At 65.6% G+C, this 16,775-nt stretch carries 15 protein-coding genes; 12 read left to right on the top strand and 3 right to left on the bottom strand.

Going from position 1 to position 16,775, the window contains the following annotated elements; all coding sequences use genetic code 11:
- The first annotated feature begins 13 nt into the window (after positions 1 to 13).
- Positions 14 to 460, top strand: coding sequence for a type II secretion system protein N (locus tag P7644_RS04010; RefSeq protein WP_404301731.1), 447 nt, complete (start codon positions 14 to 16; stop codon positions 458 to 460).
- A gap of 3 nt (positions 461 to 463) precedes the next feature.
- Here the strand turns inward: P7644_RS04010 and P7644_RS04015 are convergent, their stop codons facing one another.
- From P7644_RS04015 to ilvA, 3 genes are all read right to left on the bottom strand, one after another.
- Positions 464 to 1,042, bottom strand: coding sequence for a histidine phosphatase family protein (locus P7644_RS04015; protein WP_404301733.1), 579 nt, complete (start codon positions 1,040 to 1,042; stop codon positions 464 to 466).
- Positions 1,039 to 1,845 (bottom strand): adenosylcobinamide-GDP ribazoletransferase, encoded by an 807-nt coding sequence (locus P7644_RS04020; RefSeq protein ID WP_404301735.1) that lies wholly within the window; start codon positions 1,843 to 1,845, stop codon positions 1,039 to 1,041. Before P7644_RS04020 ends, P7644_RS04015 begins: the two co-directional genes overlap by 4 nt.
- A gap of 183 nt (positions 1,846 to 2,028) precedes the next feature.
- Complete coding sequence (ilvA, locus tag P7644_RS04025; protein WP_404301737.1) at positions 2,029 to 3,594, bottom strand: threonine ammonia-lyase, biosynthetic; 1,566 nt, start codon at positions 3,592 to 3,594, stop codon at positions 2,029 to 2,031.
- 277 nt (positions 3,595 to 3,871) lie between these two features.
- Here ilvA and P7644_RS04030 point away from each other — a divergent pair, with 277 nt between their 5' ends.
- The 11 genes from P7644_RS04030 (at position 3,872) to P7644_RS04080 (ending at position 16,674) form a co-directional block, all read left to right on the top strand.
- The gene (locus P7644_RS04030; RefSeq protein WP_404301739.1) at positions 3,872 to 4,321 is read left to right on the top strand and encodes an OsmC family protein; all 450 of its coding nucleotides are present in this window, start codon (positions 3,872 to 3,874) and stop codon (positions 4,319 to 4,321) included.
- A gap of 278 nt (positions 4,322 to 4,599) precedes the next feature.
- The gene (locus tag P7644_RS04035; RefSeq protein WP_404301741.1) at positions 4,600 to 5,640 is read left to right on the top strand and encodes a porin; all 1,041 of its coding nucleotides are present in this window, start codon (positions 4,600 to 4,602) and stop codon (positions 5,638 to 5,640) included.
- A 479-nt stretch (positions 5,641 to 6,119) separates the two neighbouring features.
- Complete coding sequence (gene ltrA / locus P7644_RS04040; protein WP_404303111.1) at positions 6,120 to 7,505, top strand: group II intron reverse transcriptase/maturase; 1,386 nt, start codon at positions 6,120 to 6,122, stop codon at positions 7,503 to 7,505.
- A gap of 234 nt (positions 7,506 to 7,739) precedes the next feature.
- A complete protein-coding gene (locus P7644_RS04045; RefSeq protein ID WP_404301743.1) occupies positions 7,740 to 8,954 on the top strand; it encodes a porin in 1,215 nt (404 codons plus the stop codon).
- A gap of 151 nt (positions 8,955 to 9,105) precedes the next feature.
- Positions 9,106 to 10,686, top strand: coding sequence for an ABC transporter substrate-binding protein (locus P7644_RS04050; protein ID WP_404301745.1), 1,581 nt, complete (start codon positions 9,106 to 9,108; stop codon positions 10,684 to 10,686).
- Between the two features lie 132 nt (positions 10,687 to 10,818).
- Positions 10,819 to 11,802 carry an ABC transporter permease gene (locus tag P7644_RS04055; protein WP_404301746.1) on the top strand — a complete coding sequence of 328 codons (984 nt, stop codon included), beginning with the start codon at positions 10,819 to 10,821 and terminating at the stop codon, positions 11,800 to 11,802.
- Position 11,803: 1 nt separating this feature from the next.
- Positions 11,804 to 13,024 carry a M20 aminoacylase family protein gene (locus tag P7644_RS04060; protein ID WP_404301748.1) on the top strand — a complete coding sequence of 407 codons (1,221 nt, stop codon included), beginning with the start codon at positions 11,804 to 11,806 and terminating at the stop codon, positions 13,022 to 13,024.
- Positions 13,025 to 13,103: 79 nt separating this feature from the next.
- On the top strand, positions 13,104 to 14,015 hold the full coding sequence (locus P7644_RS04065) for an ABC transporter permease (RefSeq protein WP_404301750.1): 912 nt from the start codon (positions 13,104 to 13,106) through the stop codon (positions 14,013 to 14,015).
- A 6-nt stretch (positions 14,016 to 14,021) separates the two neighbouring features.
- Entirely contained in the window at positions 14,022 to 14,996 is a 975-nt protein-coding gene (locus P7644_RS04070) for an ABC transporter ATP-binding protein (RefSeq protein WP_404301752.1), read from the top strand.
- Between the two features lie 137 nt (positions 14,997 to 15,133).
- Positions 15,134 to 16,123, top strand: a complete 990-nt coding sequence (locus P7644_RS04075; protein ID WP_404303112.1) for an ABC transporter ATP-binding protein — start codon at positions 15,134 to 15,136, stop codon at positions 16,121 to 16,123.
- A 56-nt stretch (positions 16,124 to 16,179) separates the two neighbouring features.
- Positions 16,180 to 16,674 carry a YbhB/YbcL family Raf kinase inhibitor-like protein gene (locus tag P7644_RS04080; RefSeq protein WP_404301753.1) on the top strand — a complete coding sequence of 165 codons (495 nt, stop codon included), beginning with the start codon at positions 16,180 to 16,182 and terminating at the stop codon, positions 16,672 to 16,674.
- Positions 16,675 to 16,775: the final 101 nt, after the last annotated feature.

Raw genomic sequence — 16,775 nt, forward strand, 5'->3', positions numbered from 1 at the left:
TCATAATCCCGTCATGGCGACACTCACACATTCCCGCTGGGCCCCGCGCCTTGCCACCCTGGCGCTGTCGGCGTTGGCTGGCGCCTGTGTGGTCTATTGGGGGCTCAAGCTGTCTGCCCCCGCCGGGGGGGCGTCCCCGGTCGCCAGCGCGCCCGAACAGGTGACGGCCGACCCGCTGGCGCTGGCCAAATTGCTGGGCGCCCAGGCCGCGGCCACTGCCGATGCGCCCTCTTTGGCCAGCCGCTTCGTGCTCATGGGACTGCTGGCCGGCACTACCAGCGGCGAGGGCGCCGCGCTGATCGCCATGGACGGCAAGCCCGCCCGGCCCTACCGCGTGGGGGCGAGCCTGGAGCCTGGCCTGGTGCTGCAGTCGCTCTCGCGGCGCGCGGCGCGCCTGGGGCCCGCCGTCGAAGGCGCCACCACGCTGACGCTGGAAATACCGCGTCAAAAAGACGAATAGCCTTCACCAGTCCCGGGGCAGCGGCAGCTGGATCCAGGCACCGAATGCCGGAGCGGTGGCCGGCCATTCATGGGACTGCGGCACTTGTCCCTGGCCATGGGCCAGCAGCCACTGCACGCAGCGCGCCACGCCGGCATGGGTGATCCAGACCACGTCACCGTCATGGGTCTGGGCGCTGGCCACCGCATCACGCAGGGCTTGGGCTACGCGCGCCAGCATGGCCGCCAGCGGCTCGCCGCCGCCGGGGGCGTGGCCGGCCAGATCGGCGGCCCAGGCATCGATCTGCGCGCGCGCGATGGTGTTCCAGGCGCGGCCCTCCCAGCTGCCAAAGTCCAGCTCCTGGATGCGCGGTTCAGCGTTTGATGCCAAATCGGGTCGCAGCGCCCGCAGTTCAAGCGCCAGCAGCTCACATCTTTGTAGTGGTGAATGGCGTATGGCGGCCACCTGGGGCGGGAGCGCCCTGGCCAGGACCTGGGCGGCTTCGCGGCTGGCCGCGGCGTCGACCGGCAGGTCCAGCCGGCCATAGCACAGGCCATCGGCCACCAGCGGACGCGCATGGCGCACCAGCCACAGCCGGTTCATCGCGCCAGGGCCATGGCCGCGCCCAGGTAGAAGCCGATCTCCGCCACCTGCTGCGTGGCGCCCAGGCAGTCGCCCGTGAAACCCTGCAGGCGGCGCGCAAAGCGCCACAGCATCCAGGCCGCGCCCAGCGCGCTGCAGAGTGCCGAAACTATCAATACATGAGCGCCTAACGCTTGCCACAAAAGCGCTAACGCAGGAAAACACCAAAGGGCCGCAGCGGCCAGCGCGCGGCCCGAGATCTGGTCTGCCAGCGGTTTGCTCTTGGATGTGGCCGTATCGCCCACATGGGGCAGGGCGCGCACCACGGCCAGCGGCCACAGGCGCGACAGCACATGCGCGCCCGCCAGCGCCGCCAGCGCGCAGGCCAGCCCGAGGCTGCCCAGCTGCGCCAGCAGCGCCATTTTTGCGCCCAGCGCCAGCACCAGGGCCATGGCGCCGAAGGCGCCGATGCGCGAGTCCTTCATGATCTCCAGCGCGCGCTCGCGCTGATAGGCGCCGCCCAGGCCGTCGGCCACGTCGGCCAGGCCGTCCTCGTGAAACCCGCCGGTGACTAGCACCGTGGCAATGGTGCTGCCCACGGCCGCCACCAGCGGCGCAAAGCCCTGCGGGCCGCCCAGCGCCGACCAGAGCGCCGCATGCACGGCCACGGCCACGGCCGCCACCAGCCAGCCCACGCCGGGGAAATGCGCGCTGCTGGCGCGCAGCATGGCGGGGCTGTAGCCTACCCAGGCGGCGAGGCGCCCCGTAACCGGCAGGCGGGTGAAGAACTGCACGGCCAGCAGGTAGTGGCGCAGGGCTTGCATGGAGGGATTTTTTTAATTGATAGCTGTAGACGCTTTTTCTTCAAGGGCTAGCGCAGGTTTTCTTTCTCCCTCCTCCTCTGGGGGAGGGCGGGGGTGGGGGCCGGCGGGGCTGGCGCCATCAGGCGTTGTGCCATGCGTGTCAAGCCCCCATCCCAACCTTCCCCCAAAGGGGGGAAGGAGCCATCAGCCACCATTGGCCTGCAGGAACAGCCGGTATGCCGGGTTCTGCGTTTCCTCGACATAGGGGTAGCCCAGCTGTTGCAGGAAGGCGTCGAACTGTGCGGCGTCCTCGGCCGGCACCTGCATGCCCACCAGAATGCGGCCATAGTCCGCGCCCTGGTTGCGGTAGTGGAACAGCGAGATGTTCCAAGTGGGCTGCATCAGGCTCAGGAACTTGAACAGCGCGCCGGGCCGCTCGGGGAAGGTGAAGCGCATCAGCCGCTCGTTGCGCGCGAGCTGCGAGCGCCCGCCCACCAGATGGCGCAAATGCTCCTTGGCCAGCTCGTCATGCGTCAGGTCCAGCGACTCGAAGCCGTGCTTGAGGAAGTTCTTGGCGATCTTCTCCGACTCGCCGCGCCCATGCGTGGACAGGCCCACGAACACATGGGCCAGCTTGTCATGGCTGATGCGGTAGTTGAACTCGGTCACGTTGCGCGGCCCGCCGGGCAGCGCGCCCACCACCTGGCAGAAGCGCTTGAAGCTGCCGCGTTCCTCGGGGATGGTGACGGCGAACAGCGCCTCGCGCTCCTCGCCCACGTCGGCGCGCTCGGCCACGAAGCGCAGGCGGTCGAAGTTCATGTTCGCGCCGCTCAGAATCGTGGCATAGGTCTCGCCCTTGGTCTTGTGCCGCGCCACATACTGCTTCATGGCCGCCACGCCTAAAGCGCCCGAGGGCTCGACGATGCTGCGCGTGTCCACGAACACATCCTTGATCGCGGCGCAGACGGCGTCGGTGTCTACGATCACGTAGTCGTCCACCAGGTCGTGCGCCACGCGGAAGGTTTCCTCTCCCACGAGTTTGACGGCCGTGCCGTCGGCGAACAGGCCCACGTCGGGCAGCTGCACGCGCGCATGCTCGCGCACCGACCGGGCCATGGCGTCCGAGTCGTTCATCTGCACGCCGATGACCTTGGTCTGCGGGCTCACCGCCTTCAGGTAGTTGGCCACGCCGGCAATCAGCCCGCCGCCGCCGATGGGCACGAACACGGCATGAAGCCGGTGGCTGCCCAGGGCCTGCAGCTGGCGCAGCATCTCCATGGCGATCGTGCCCTGGCCGGCGATCACGTCGGGGTCGTCGAAGGGGTGGACGAAGGTCAGGCCCTGCTCCTGCTGCAGCCGCAGGGAATGCTCGTAGGCGTCGGAATAGCTGTCACCGGCGAGCACTACCTCGCCGCCCAGGGTCTTGACGGCGTCCACCTTCACCTGGGGCGTGGTGGTCGGCATCACGATCACGGCGCGCGTGCCCAGCTTGGCCGCGCTCATGGCCACGCCCTGGGCGTGGTTGCCGGCCGAGGCGCAGATCACCCCCTTGGCCAGCTGGTCGGCGGGCAGCTGCGCCATCTTGTTGTAGGCTCCGCGCAGCTTGAAGCTGAACACCGGCTGCTGGTCCTCGCGCTTGAGCAGCACCTTGTTGTGCAGGCGGCGCGACAGCGCCCGGGCGGGCTGCAGGTCGGACTCGACGGCCACGTCGTAGACACGCGCCGTGAGGATCTTGGTCAGGTAATCGAAGGGGGTCAGGGGCTGGGTCATGGTGCAATCATGCGGCGCGTCCGCATGCGTGCGGCCGGGGCATCATCATAGGTGCCCGGCCAATCAGGTCTGCGCAAGGCAAAAAAAAGCCCCGGGCGGTAAGGCCTGGGGCTGAATCCATCCTTTGAGGAGATGGAGGAGACAATCGGTGCGAATCCGCTGTGCTTAAAGTGCGTAGCGGGTAACGCATGGGTGCATTGTATGCCTGAGAAGTTTTGCAATGCAGCAATATCCGTATTTTATTAAGGGTTCGCCCTAATTGTTGGAGAAACACAACATGGAATGCACCGTCAGCTGGACTGGCAACGCCGGCACCAAATCCGGCATGGGCTTTATCGCCGAAACCGGCAGCGGCCATGTCCTGGCCATGGATGGCGCGCCCGACGCCGATCGCCCTGAAAACGGCGGCCAGAACCTGGCGCCGCGCCCCATGGAGGCGGTGCTCGCCGGCACCGGCGGCTGCACCGCCTACGACGTGGTGCTGATCTTGAAGCGCGGGCGCCACGACGTGCGCGGCTGCAGCGTGAAGCTCACGTCCGAGCGTGCGCAGACCGATCCCAAGGTCTTCACCAAAATCCACATGCAGTTCACCGTCACCGGCCGCGGCATACCGGCCAGCGCCATCGAGCGCGCCATCGCCATGAGCCACGAGAAATACTGCTCGGCCAGCATCATGCTGGCCAAGACGGCGCAGATCACCACGGGGTTTGAGATCGTCGAGGCGTGAAGCCTCAATGCCCAGGCCTGGCGCTTGGCCGGAGGCGATTTCGGCCGTGGTTTGGATGTACATGACGGGTGTTGCTAGGTTGCAACGAAAAACCGCATTTGCCTGTCTTTTCGGTGATTAATGGGGGAATTCCTTTGCGCATCCTTACGCCCTCTGTTGCAATAAGACCAACTTCCCCACCAGGAGGTTGGCCCGGGGCGCCGGTGGCCGGGTATAGGTAATACCTTCCCAGACCCTCACGATCCGGTGCCCTCTGTTTAACCTTGGAGTAATTCGTAATGAAAAAATCCCTGATTGCCCTGGCAGTGCTGGCGGCTTCCGGCGCCGCGATGGCTCAGTCTTCCGTGACGCTGTTTGGTATCGTTGACGCCAATGTCGGCTATGTGAACCACAGTGGCGCTGCCAACAAAAGTGTGTACGGCATTGGTACCAGCGGTAATGCCACCAGCCGTCTGGGTTTCCGTGGTACGGAAGACCTGGGCGGTGGCCTGAAGGCAGGCTTCTGGCTGGAAGGCGAACTGGTCAACGACGCTGGCAACCCCGCCGGCTTCAACTTCCTGCGCGAATCCACGGTGCGCCTGAGCGGCAACTTCGGTGAAGTGCGCGTGGGTCGTGAACTGACGCCCACCTACCGTCCCTTCGTCAAGTACGACTTGTTCGGCCAGGTCGGTATTGGTCGCAATGAGTCCCTGCTCCGGAACTGGGGCGGCTCCACCACGGCAGACGCTTCCGCCGTTCGCCAGAGCAACATCATCAGCTACTACTCGCCAAACATGAGTGGTTTCACCGGTGGTCTGGGCTACGGTTTTGATGAAAAGGCCACGGGCAAGGAAGGTCGTTACGTAGGTGTTTACGGTGCCTACGACAACGGCCCCCTGAGCGCAGCCCTGGGCTTTGAGCGTCGCAATGTGAATGCAGCCGGTGCAACCGATCAGGACAAGATGACCCTCGGCGCATCCTACGACCTGAAGGTGGTTAAGCTGGTGGGCCTTGTGCAACAAACCAAGCTGAAGACCGGTTCTGTTAGCAACAAGTACAACGCGTACGCTTTGGGTGTGACTGCACCTGTCGGCGCTGGCGAAGTCAAGGCCCAGTACGCCATGTACGACCAGAAGGCCATTGACTCCAAGGCTCACCACCTGTCCCTGGGCTATGTGCATAACCTGTCCAAGCGCACCGCTCTGTACGGTACCGTGGCTTACATGAAGAACAAGGACGCTTCCGCTTTGGGTCTGAACGCTTTGGGCGTGACCGCAGGCGGCCCCGGTGCTGGTAACAACCAGACCGGCATGCAACTGGGTATCCGCCACGCCTTCTAATATCGGGCTGGCTTAAGCCAGTTGGATAAAAGATGAGAAAAACCGCCACCTTCGGGTGGCGGTTTTTTTTTATGTGCGCCCAGCATGGGCGCACACCTGCGGGTGCAAGTCCCGCTGCGAGCTGGTCACAGTGAGCAAAGCGAAGCGCAACTGTATGAGGGTGACCGATTGTGGGAAGGAAGCGTGGAGCGTAAATCGTGAGCCGATGAACAAGAACCACATAGAAGGCGCTGCCAAGCAGGGCGAGCGGGCATAAAACCGCAAAGCTCTTGTGACCAAGGCAAAGCGGCGTAGATGCGGCGGTTGTGCGATGAAGGTGTGTGACCCTTACCTGGGGAGATCTCGCCTTATGGGTGAAAGCCCGACGGCAGTGCCGGAGCGAGAAGTCAGCAGAGGCCGTAGTAGCAGGAGCCGGGGCTGATGAGGCCAGAAGGTGACAGCCAAGGGCCCAACGAGAGTGAGTGACCGAGGACGAGGAGATGTCAAAGGCCATGCGTCAGATGCTGGAGCGATCCGGGCGGGTGGGCATAGCACGCGGTGAAGCTGCGTGTGAGCCTGCCAGCGACGAAGCCTGCGGCCCGCCCCTTGCACACCAGGGCACAGGGTCGGCAAAGTCCAAGGCAGGCCCTGGTGGCCTGCTGGAGGCGGCGCTGACGAGACAGAACCTGCAAGCGGCCTGGAAACGGGTTAAAGCCAACAAGGGCGCGGCGGGGGTGGACGGGCTCGACATCGAGCAGACGGCCGAACTGCTGCGCACGAACTGGACTGAAATTCGTCACGAGCTGCTGCAGGGGTGCTACCGGCCGAGCCCGGTGCGCAAAGTCATGATTCCCAAACCGGACGGTTCCCAGCGTGAGCTGGGTATCCCGACGGTGCTGGATCGGCTGATCCAGCAAGCACTGCTGCAAGTGCTGCAACCGCTGCTCGACCCCACCTTGAGCGACCACAGCTACGGGTTTCGGCCCGGCAGACGGGCGCACGATGCGGTCAAAGCCGCGCGTAGCTACGTGCAGTCGGGCAAGCGCGTGGTGGTGGACGTGGACCTGGCCAAGTTCTTCGACCGGGTCAACCACGACATCCTGATCGACAGACTCAAAAGGCGCATCGACGACGCTGGAGTGATCCGGCTGGTGCGGGCGTACCTGAACGCTGGGATTATGGATAGCGGGGTGGTGGTCGATCGCCATCTGGGCACGCCGCAAGGCGGGCCGCTCAGTCCGCTGCTGGCCAATGTGCTGCTGGACGAAGTGGACAAGGCATTAGAGGCGCGGGGCTACCCCTTCGCACGCTACGCCGACGACTGCAACGTCTATGTGGGCAGCAAGAAGGCTGGCCAACGGGTGATGGCGCTGCTCAGGAGGCTGTACGCCAAGCTGCGGCTTCAGATCAACGAAGCCAAGAGCGCGGTGGCCAGTGCCTTCGGGCGCAAATTCCTGGGGTATGCGCTGTGGGTGGCCAAGGGCAAAGAAGCCAAATGTGCAGTGGCCAAGAAACCGCTGGACAACTTCAAAGCCCGGATCCGGCAACTCACGCGCCGCTCGGGTGGACGCAGCATGGCACAAGTGGTGGAGAAACTGCGGCCCTACCTGCTGGGCTGGAAGGCGTACTTCGGGATGGCGCAAACCCCTAAAGTCTGGCGAGCGCTGGACGAATGGCTGCGCCATCGACTCAGGGCGATCCAGCTCAGGCACTGGAAACGGCCCAAGACGATCTACCGGGAACTCAAGGCCTTGGGGGCATCGGAGGATGTGGCCAAACAGGTGGCGGGCAACTGTCACCGCTGGTGGCGTAACAGCGACGGTGTCATCAAGCGCGTGTTGACGATTGCGTACTTCGACCGGTTGGGGGTGCCACGACTGTCCTGACCTCAAGCCCTCGAACCGCCCGGTGCGGACCCGCATGCCGGGTGGTGTGGCAGGGGCGCAGCCTATGATGGCTGCCCCCTATGCCGATCACCCACTCCAAGGCAGCGAGCGTCGCCCGGGCAACATCAACCTAGGGGAAACGCCTGTGGCGCCGATGCGATAGCTGGCCGGTTCTGGCAGGGGGCTTCCTAGAATGAAACCTTCTGATACTTCCGAGAGAGAGCGAGAGAAGCCATGCACCTGTTTGCAAAGAAAAACATCGTCCTGGCCACGCTGGCCCTGTGTGGTGCGGGGGGCGTGATGGCCCAGGCAGCCAGCACTAGCAAGGTGCAGTTGTGGGGCATTGTGGATGTGGCCGTACGCCATACCAACAATGAAGGACCGACTCAGGCCGGCCTGACGAAGATGATCGGCGGCGGCATGTCGCAAAGCCGCTGGGGCATCAACGCCGAGGAAGACCTGGGTGGCGGCGCCAAGGCCCTGGTGACGCTGGAGAACCGTTTTGATGCCGATGTGGGCAGTCCTGCGGCCAATGTCCCATTTTTTCAATTGTCCCATGTGGGGCTGCAGGGCCCCTATGGCCGCCTGACGGCAGGCCGCCAGTGGAACGTGCTGTTCGACGTGGTGACCAGCACCTATGCCTCCTTCCCCTATTCGCCCTACATGGAGGCCTACAAGCCCGAGCTGGGCATGGCCATGGGGGCGCGCACCAGCAATATGCTGAAGTACATGTTCGCCACGCAGGATCGCAGCTTTGTTGGTGGGCTGCAGTATTCCTTTGATGAGAACAACGACACCAAGGCCCTGGAAGCGGGCCTGCCCGGATCCATGGCCCAGGTGCCTGCCTATGTCGCAGGTACGCTCAATGGCGGTGCATGGAAGACCATGGGTGGCTATCTGCGCTATGCCGCCAGCGGCCTGGCCGTGGGCGGCGGCTATCTGCGGACCACCCTGCCCGGCGGCACCGATGTCGATGCCTGGACGCTGGGCGGTTCGTATCGCACGGGGCCCTGGTACCTGAGCACCGGCTATGGTTTGAACAAGGCCAAATTTGCGACGGTGACCAGCCCGGTCGTGGGCTTCCGCAATGCGGTGGATGGCGCCATTTTGGGCCAGTTCTGGGGCGGTCCGACGAATGGCGGCTTCCTGCCGGGTAACGCCGACAAGCGCCAGCTGTTCAAGATTGGCGTGGGTTACCAGATGACGCCTCAGCTCAATCTGGGCATGCATTACTTCCGCGGCAAGCAGTCGGGCTCGGTCACGGGCACATCCAACGGCAATGCCAACTTCTATGTCGCCGTTGCCGATTACGCTTTCAGCAAGCGCACCGATGCCTACTTTGGCGTGGATCACACCAGCATCAGTGGCGGCAGCGCGATTGTGCTTGACGCAGCCAGCCAGGCACGTAGCCGCACCGGTATCACCATCGGCCTGCGTCATCGCTTCTGAGCCTGTTTTCAACGCCTCGCGAAAGACCTCCTGCGGGAGGTTTTTCTGTTTCGGCTGCGCAAGCCGGAGTGATATTTCGCGCTAGGGTTTCCCCTGCATGCAGGTTGACGCGGCACTGCCATAGTCGCGGGTTTATTTTTCAGAGGCTTTTATGCAAATCCGCCCCTTGATCCTGTCCCTAGCGGCCGCGTCGGTGCTGGCCGCACTGCCCGCAGCCCATGCCAAGACCTTCAAATGGGCCAGCCAGGGTGAGATCTCGACCTGGGACATCCACTCGCAGAACAATGCGCTGCAGAATGCTCTGCACTCCTATGTGTACGAAAGCCTGGTCTACTACAACAGCCGCACGTTTGCGGTGGAGCCCATGCTGGCCACGGCTTGGCGTGAGGTCAGCCCCACGCAGATACGCTTTACGCTGCGCCAGGGGGTGAGGTTCCAGGACGGCTCGGCCTTTACGGCCGACGATGCGGTGTATTCGCTGCAGCGCGCGATGGCGAAGACCTCCAACTACACGCCCTATGTGCAGGGCATCAGCAAGGTCGCCAAGGTGGACGCCGGCACCATTGACGTATTTCTGTCCGCCCCCAACCCGGTGCTGCTGCGCCAGATGACCGAGCTGCGCATGATGAGCAAGGCCTGGGCCGAGAAGAACAAGTCGGTCGAGCCCAAGGACATGAAGGGCAAGGACGAAAACTTTGCGCACCGCAACGCCATGGGCACGGGGCCGTACACGCTCGAATCCTGGCAGCCCGACGTGAAGATGGTCTTCAAGCGCAACCCGAACTGGTGGGGGCAGATGGATGGCAATGTGACGGAGATCGTCTACACGCCCATCAAGTCGGCGGCCACGCGCATTGCGGCGCTGCTGTCGGGCGAGGTGGACCTGGTGCTCGACCCCTCGCCGCAGGACCTGCCGCGCCTGCGCTCCTCGGCCGACATCAAGGTGGTGGACGGGCTGGAGAACCGCACCATCTTCCTGGGCATGGACCAGTTCCGCGACGAGCTGGTGGGCTCCAGCGTGAAGGGCAAGAACCCGCTGAAGGACCTGCGCGTGCGCAAGGCGCTGTACCAGGCGATCGACGTGAATACGCTCTCGCGCAACATCCTGCGTGGCCTGGGCAAGCCCACGGGCACGCTGGTGGCGCCGCAGGTGGCGGGCTGGACGGAGGGCGTGGGCAAGCGCATGCCCTATGACGTGGAGGGTGCCAAGAAACTGCTGGCCGAGGCCGGCTACCCCGAGGGCTTCGAGGTGGACTTTGCCTGCCCGAACAACCGCTACATCAACGACGAGGCCGTGTGCCAGGCCGTGACGGCGATGTGGGCGCGCATCGGCGTGAAGGCCAAGCTGCGCACGCTGCCGCTGGTGAGCTACTTCCCCATGATCCAGCGCAGCGAGGCCAGCATCTACATGCTGGGCTGGGGCGTGCCGACCTTCGATGCGCTCTATAGCCTGCAGTCGCTGGTGCGCAGCCCGGGCCAGGGCGGCGACGGCAACTACAACGTCGGCCGCTACAGCAACGAGCGCGTGGACTATCTGGTGGACCGCGTGAAGGCCGAGACCGACGCCCCAGTGCGAGCGCGCATGCTCACCGAGGCGCTGCAGCTGTCGAACGACACGGTGTCGCATATCCCTCTGTACGACCAGGTCATACCCTGGGCGATGAAGAAGACGGTGGAACTGGTGCACCGCGCAGACAACCGGGTGGATATGCGCAGCGTGAAGATCAACTGATGCAGGAGCGCCGGTATCTTGCCGGCCCTCCCGCCTCCACCTCAACCGTCCCCCAGCGGGTTAAGGGAGTGTCACCACTGCCTTAGGCACGCCAGGCAGGTGTAGCATCACCAGACTAACCACGACTCAACAATGCTTGCCTACATCCTGCGTCGACTCCTACAGGCCCTGATCGTCATGGTCACCGTGGCCTTTATTGCCTTCATGCTGTTTCAGTTCGTGGGCGACCCGGTGGCCATCCTGTTGGGGCAGGACGCCACGCCCGAGCAGGTGGCCGAGATGCGCGCCGCGCTCGGGCTGGACCAGCCCTTCTTCGTGCAGTTCTGGCATTTCCTGGTGAACGCCGCGCAGGGCGAGTTCGGCCTGTCCCTGCGCCAGGGTGCCAAGGTCTCGCGCCTGATTGCCGAGCGCTTTCCGGCCACGCTGGAGCTGTCGCTGGTGGCGGCCTTCATCGCGCTGGCGCTGGGCGTGCCCATGGGCGTGTATGCGGCGCTCAGGCGCGGCACGTTCACCAGCCAGCTGTTCATGACGCTGTCGCTGCTGGGCGTGTCGCTGCCCACCTTCCTGATCGGTATCCTGCTGATCCTGGTGTTTTCGGTGACGCTGGGCTGGTTCCCCAGTTTCGGGCGCGGCGAGGTGGTGCAACTGGGCTGGTGGAGCACGGGGCTGCTCACGGCCAAGGGCTGGCACCACATCGTGCTGCCGGCGATCACGCTGGCCATCTTCCAGCTCACGCTGATCATGCGCCTGGTGCGCGCCGAGATGCTGGAGGTGCTGCGCACCGACTACATCAAGTTCGCGCGTGCGCGCGGCCTGTCCGACCGGGCCATCCACTTCGGCCATGCGCTCAAGAACACGCTGGTGCCGGTGATGACCATCACCGGCCTGCAGCTCGGCGGCCTGATCGCCTTTGCCATCATCACCGAGACCGTGTTCCAGTGGCCCGGCATGGGCCTGCTGTTCATCCAGGCCGTGACCTTTGCCGACATTCCGGTGATGGCCGCCTACCTGTGCTTGATCGCGCTGATCTTCGTGGTCATCAACCTGGTGGTGGACCTGCTGTATTTTGTGGTCGATCCGCGCCTGCGCGTGGGCGGCAAGGGCGGGGGGCATTGATATGCAGCCCCCGCGCTTGAAGGCCGGCGGGCGCGCCTTTGCCCAGATCGCCCAGTACCACCCAGAGCTCACCGCCTTCAGGCGTGACCTGCATGCCCACCCCGAGTTGGGCTTCGAGGAGGTCTACACCAGCGCCCGCGTGCGCGAGGCGCTGCGCGCCGCCGGCGTGGACGAGGTGCACGAGGGCATAGGCCGCACCGGCGTCGTCGGCATCATCCATGGCCAGGGGCGCGCCAGCGGCAGCATGGTCGGCCTGCGCGCCGACATGGATGCGCTGCCCATGACCGAGCACAACGACTTCGCCTGGAAGTCCTGCAAGAGCGGCCTGATGCACGGCTGCGGGCATGACGGCCACACGGCCATGCTGGTGGGCGCGGCGCGCTACCTGGCGGCCACGCGCCAGTTCGACGGCACGGCGGTGCTGATCTTCCAGCCCGGCGAGGAGGGCATGGGCGGGGCGCGCGTGATGATCGAGGACGGCCTGTTCGAGCGCTTCCCGGTGCAGTCGGTGTACGCCATGCACAACTGGCCTGCCATGCGGCCGGGCACCGTCGGCATCAACGGCGGCGCCATGATGGCCGCGGCCGACCGCGTGACCATTGACATCACGGGCCGCGGCGGCCATGGCGCCCATGCCTACCAGACGGTGGACGTGGTGCTGGTGGCCGGGCACATCATCACTGCGGTGCAAAGCATCATTGCGCGCAATGTGCGCGCGCTCGACAGCGCGGTGATCAGCCTGTGCGCCGTGCAGGCCGGCGACCTGGGCGCCTTCAGCGTGCTGCCGGGCCAGGCCACGCTGGTGGGCACGGTGCGCGCCTTCGATCCGGCCGTGCAGGACATGGTGGAGCAGCGCATCAAGGAACTGTGCAACGCCATTGCCCTGGGGTTTGGCGCCACGGTCACGGTGCGCTACGAGCGCATCTACCCCGCCACCATCAACACCGAGGCCGAGGCCCGCTTTGCCGGCGACGTGGCCGCGGCGCTGGTGGGCGCGGACAACGTGGAGCGCGACCTGGAGCCCAGCATGGGCGCGGAGGATTTCTCCTTCATGCTGCAGTCCCGGCCCGGTGCCTACCTGCGCCTGGGCCAGGGCATGGGCGCGGGTAACAGCACGCTGCACAACAGCCGTTACGACTTCAACGACGACATCCTGCCCCTGGGAGCGGCCCTGCATGCCGGGCTGGTGGAGCAGGCCATGCCGCTTGCGAGTGGGCAGTGAAATCATTAAAAGTGGCTGTGGCGCCCTTTAATAAAGCGTCAAAAGCTATAAATTTGGAAGCAATAACCCTTTTCTAGCGATGAAAAACATCCTTTTGCGCTGGTACGACAGCGACGTGGCCCATAGCTTCCGCAGCTCGCCCGTGGCCATTCTGGCGGCGCTGATCGCGCTGGTCTGCGCGTTCTGCGCGCTGTTCGCCGGCTGGGTGGCGCCGCACAATCCGTTCGACCTGGCGACGCTGGAGCTGTCGGACGCACGCCTGCCGCCGGTGTGGATGCCGGAGGGCAGCTGGAAGTACGTGCTCGGCACGGATGACCAGGGGCGGGACATCCTCTCGGCGCTGATCTACGGCGCGCGCATCTCGCTCGTCGTGGGCCTGGCCTCGGTGCTGCTGTCGGTGGTGGTGGGCGTGGCGCTGGGGCTGGTGGCGGGCTTTCGCGGCGGCTGGGTCGATGGCGTGCTGATGCGCCTGTGCGACGTGATGCTGTCGTTCCCGGCCATCCTGATCGCGCTGCTGATTGCCGGCGTGGCGCGCGCGGTGTTTCCCAACGCGCCCGAGTCGCTGGCCTTCGGCGTGCTGATCCTGGCCATCTCGCTCACCGGCTGGGTGCAGTACGCGCGCACCGTGCGCGGCTCCACGCTGGTGGAACGCAACAAGGAATACGTGCAGGCCGCGCGCGTGACGGGCGTGGCGCCCATGCGCATCATGCGCAAGCATGTGCTGCCCAACGTGCTGGGGCCGGTGATGGTGCTGGCCACCATCCAGGTGGCCACGGCCATCATCACCGAGGCCACTCTGTCCTTCCTGGGCGTGGGCGCGCCGCCCACCTCGCCGTCGCTGGGCACCTTGATCCGCATCGGCAACGACTACCTGTTCTCGGGCGAGTGGTGGATCACCATCTTCCCCGGGGTCATGCTGGTGCTGATCGCGCTGTCGGTGAACCTGCTGGGCGACTGGCTGCGCGATGCCCTGAACCCGCGTCTGCGTTGAATGCCTATGTCGTTACTAGAAGTCCAAAACCTTGTCGTCGAGTTTCCCGGCCGCCGCGGCACGCTGCGTGCGCTGGACAATGTGTCGTTCTCCATCGCGCCGGGCGAGATCCTGGGCGTAGTGGGCGAGTCCGGCGCGGGCAAGTCGCTCACGGGCGCCTCCATCATCGGCCTGCTGGAGCCGCCGGGGCGCGTGGCCTCGGGGCAGATCAAGCTGGAGGGCCAGCGCATCGACAATCTGCCGCACGAGCAGATGCGCCACATCCGCGGGCGCAAGATCGGCGCCATCTTCCAGGACCCGCTGACTTCGCTGAACCCGCTGTACACCGTGGGCCAGCAGCTGGTGGAGACCATCCTCACCCACCTGCCCATGAACGCCGCGCAGGCGCGCCAGCGGGCCATCGATCTGCTCAAGGACACGGGCATTCCCGCTGCCGAGCAGCGCATCGACCACTATCCACACCAGTTCTCCGGCGGCATGCGCCAGCGCGTGGTGATCGCCTTGGCGCTGGCGGCCGAGCCGCAACTCATCGTGGCCGATGAGCCCACTACGGCGCTGGACGTGTCCATCCAGGCGCAGATCATTCAGTTGCTGAAAAGCATTTGCAAGACGCGCGGCGCGGCTGTTATGTTGATCACACACGACATGGGCGTGATCGCCGAGACCTGCGACCGCGTGGCCGTGATGTACGCCGGCCGCGTGGCCGAGATCGGCCCCGTGCACGAGGTCATCAACCACCCGGCCCACCCCTATACCGTGGGCCTGATGGCCTCGATTCCCGACATGGAGCAGGACCGCGAGCGCCTGAACCAGATCGACGGCGCCATGCCGCGCCTGAACGCCATTCCCCGGGGCTGCGCCTTCAACCCGCGCTGCCCGCAGGTCTTCGAGCGCTGCCGGCAGGAGCGGCCCGACCTGATGCCTGCCGGTGCCACCCAGGCCGCCTGCTGGCTGCACGCCGCAAACAAGGAGGCCGCATGAACAACCCCGCGCGTACTATCGCCTTCCCCCTCTGGGGGCAGGCCGGGATGGGGGCTGGCCTGGTCGAGCAGGGGGCGGGCGGCGCAGGCCCCCACCCCAACCCTCCCCCAAAGGGGGAGGGAGCGGGGCCGCCGCTGGTGCAGGCGCACGACCTGGCACGGACCTTCGACGTCTCCGCCCCTTGGCTGAACCGCGTCATCGAGCGCAAGCCGCGCCAGCTGCTGCACGCCGTGGATGGCGTGAGCTTCGAGATCGAGAAGGGCAAGACCCTGGCCTTGGTCGGCGAATCGGGCTGCGGCAAGAGTACTGTGGCGCGCCTGCTGGTGGGCCTGTACGAGCCCACGCGCGGCGGCCTCACCTTCGACGGCCAGGATGCGCATGCCGCCTTCAAGGGCGGTAATGCCAAGGCCATGCGCCGGCGCATACAAATGATCTTCCAGGACCCCTACGCCAGCCTGAACCCGCGCTGGCTGGTCGAGGACATCATCGCCGAGCCGCTGCGCGAGCATGGCATCTTGAGCGACAAGGCGCAGCTCAAGGAGCGCGTGGGCCAGCTGCTGCAGTCCGTGGGCCTGTCGCCGCTGGACATGGTCAAGTACCCGCACCAGTTCTCGGGCGGGCAGCGCCAGCGCATTTCCATCGCCCGTGCGCTGGCCACCGAGCCCGAGTTCCTGGTGTGCGACGAGCCCACCAGCGCGCTGGACGTATCGGTGCAGGCACAGGTGCTCAACATCATGAAGGACCTGCAGCGCAAGCAGGGCCTGACCTATCTGTTCATCAGCCACAACCTGGCCGTGGTGCGCCATGTGAGCGACCAGGTGGGCGTGATGTACCTGGGCCGCCTGGTGGAGCTGGCCGACAAGCAGCAGCTGTTCAGCCAGCCGCACCACCCCTACACGCGCATGCTGCTGGACGCCATCCCCAAGATGCACGACACCGGCCGCGCGCGCACGCCCGTGCAGGGCGAGGTGCCCAATCCCCTGAACCCGCCACCGGGCTGTGCCTTCAATCCGCGCTGCCCCTTTGCCAACGAGCGCTGCCGCAGCGAGCGCCCGCAGCTGCTGAGCGATGGCGGCACGCGCGTGGCCTGCCACGCCGTCCAGGAAGGCCGCATTCCAAGGCCGTAGCCGCACGAGGGCATACTGGCGGCTTCTGTGTCCAACAACGCCAAGGAGCAATGCGCATGACCGCCTTCATCCTCACCAGCCCCGACATCGCCGACGGCAGCACCATCGCCCAGAGCTTTGAGTTCGACAGCTTTGGCTGCAGCGGCAAGAACCAGTCGCCCGTGCTGCGCTGGAGCGGTGCCCCCGTGGGGACCAAGAGCTTTGCCGTGCATGTGTACGACCCCGATGCGCCCACGGGCTCGGGCTTCTGGCACTGGTATGTGATCGATCTGCCGCCCTCGGTGAGCGAGCTGCCGGCGAACGCCGGCGCCCAGGGCGGCACGAATCTGCCCAAGGGCGCGCGCCAGATCCGCAACGACTATGGCAGCTACGCCTGGGGCGGCATGTGCCCGCCGCCCGGCGACAAGCCGCACCGCTACATCTTTACGGTGCACGCCCTGTCGGTGGAGCGCATCGACGTGCCCGATGATGCGCCCGCCGCGCTCACCGGCTTCATGGTCAATGCCAACACGCTGGCCAAGGCATCGTTCACGGCGACCTACGGGCGCTGAGGCTGCCCAGCTCCTTGGGGCATAGGCGCCGACCTATCTTTGGGCCGGACACGGCCAGCGACTGCGCCAGGCCGGCGTAGCGCATCTGGGCCCTTTGCAGC

This window comes from Alicycliphilus denitrificans (assembly GCF_044792555.1).
GTDB lineage: Bacteria > Pseudomonadota > Gammaproteobacteria > Burkholderiales > Burkholderiaceae_C > Alicycliphilus > Alicycliphilus denitrificans_A.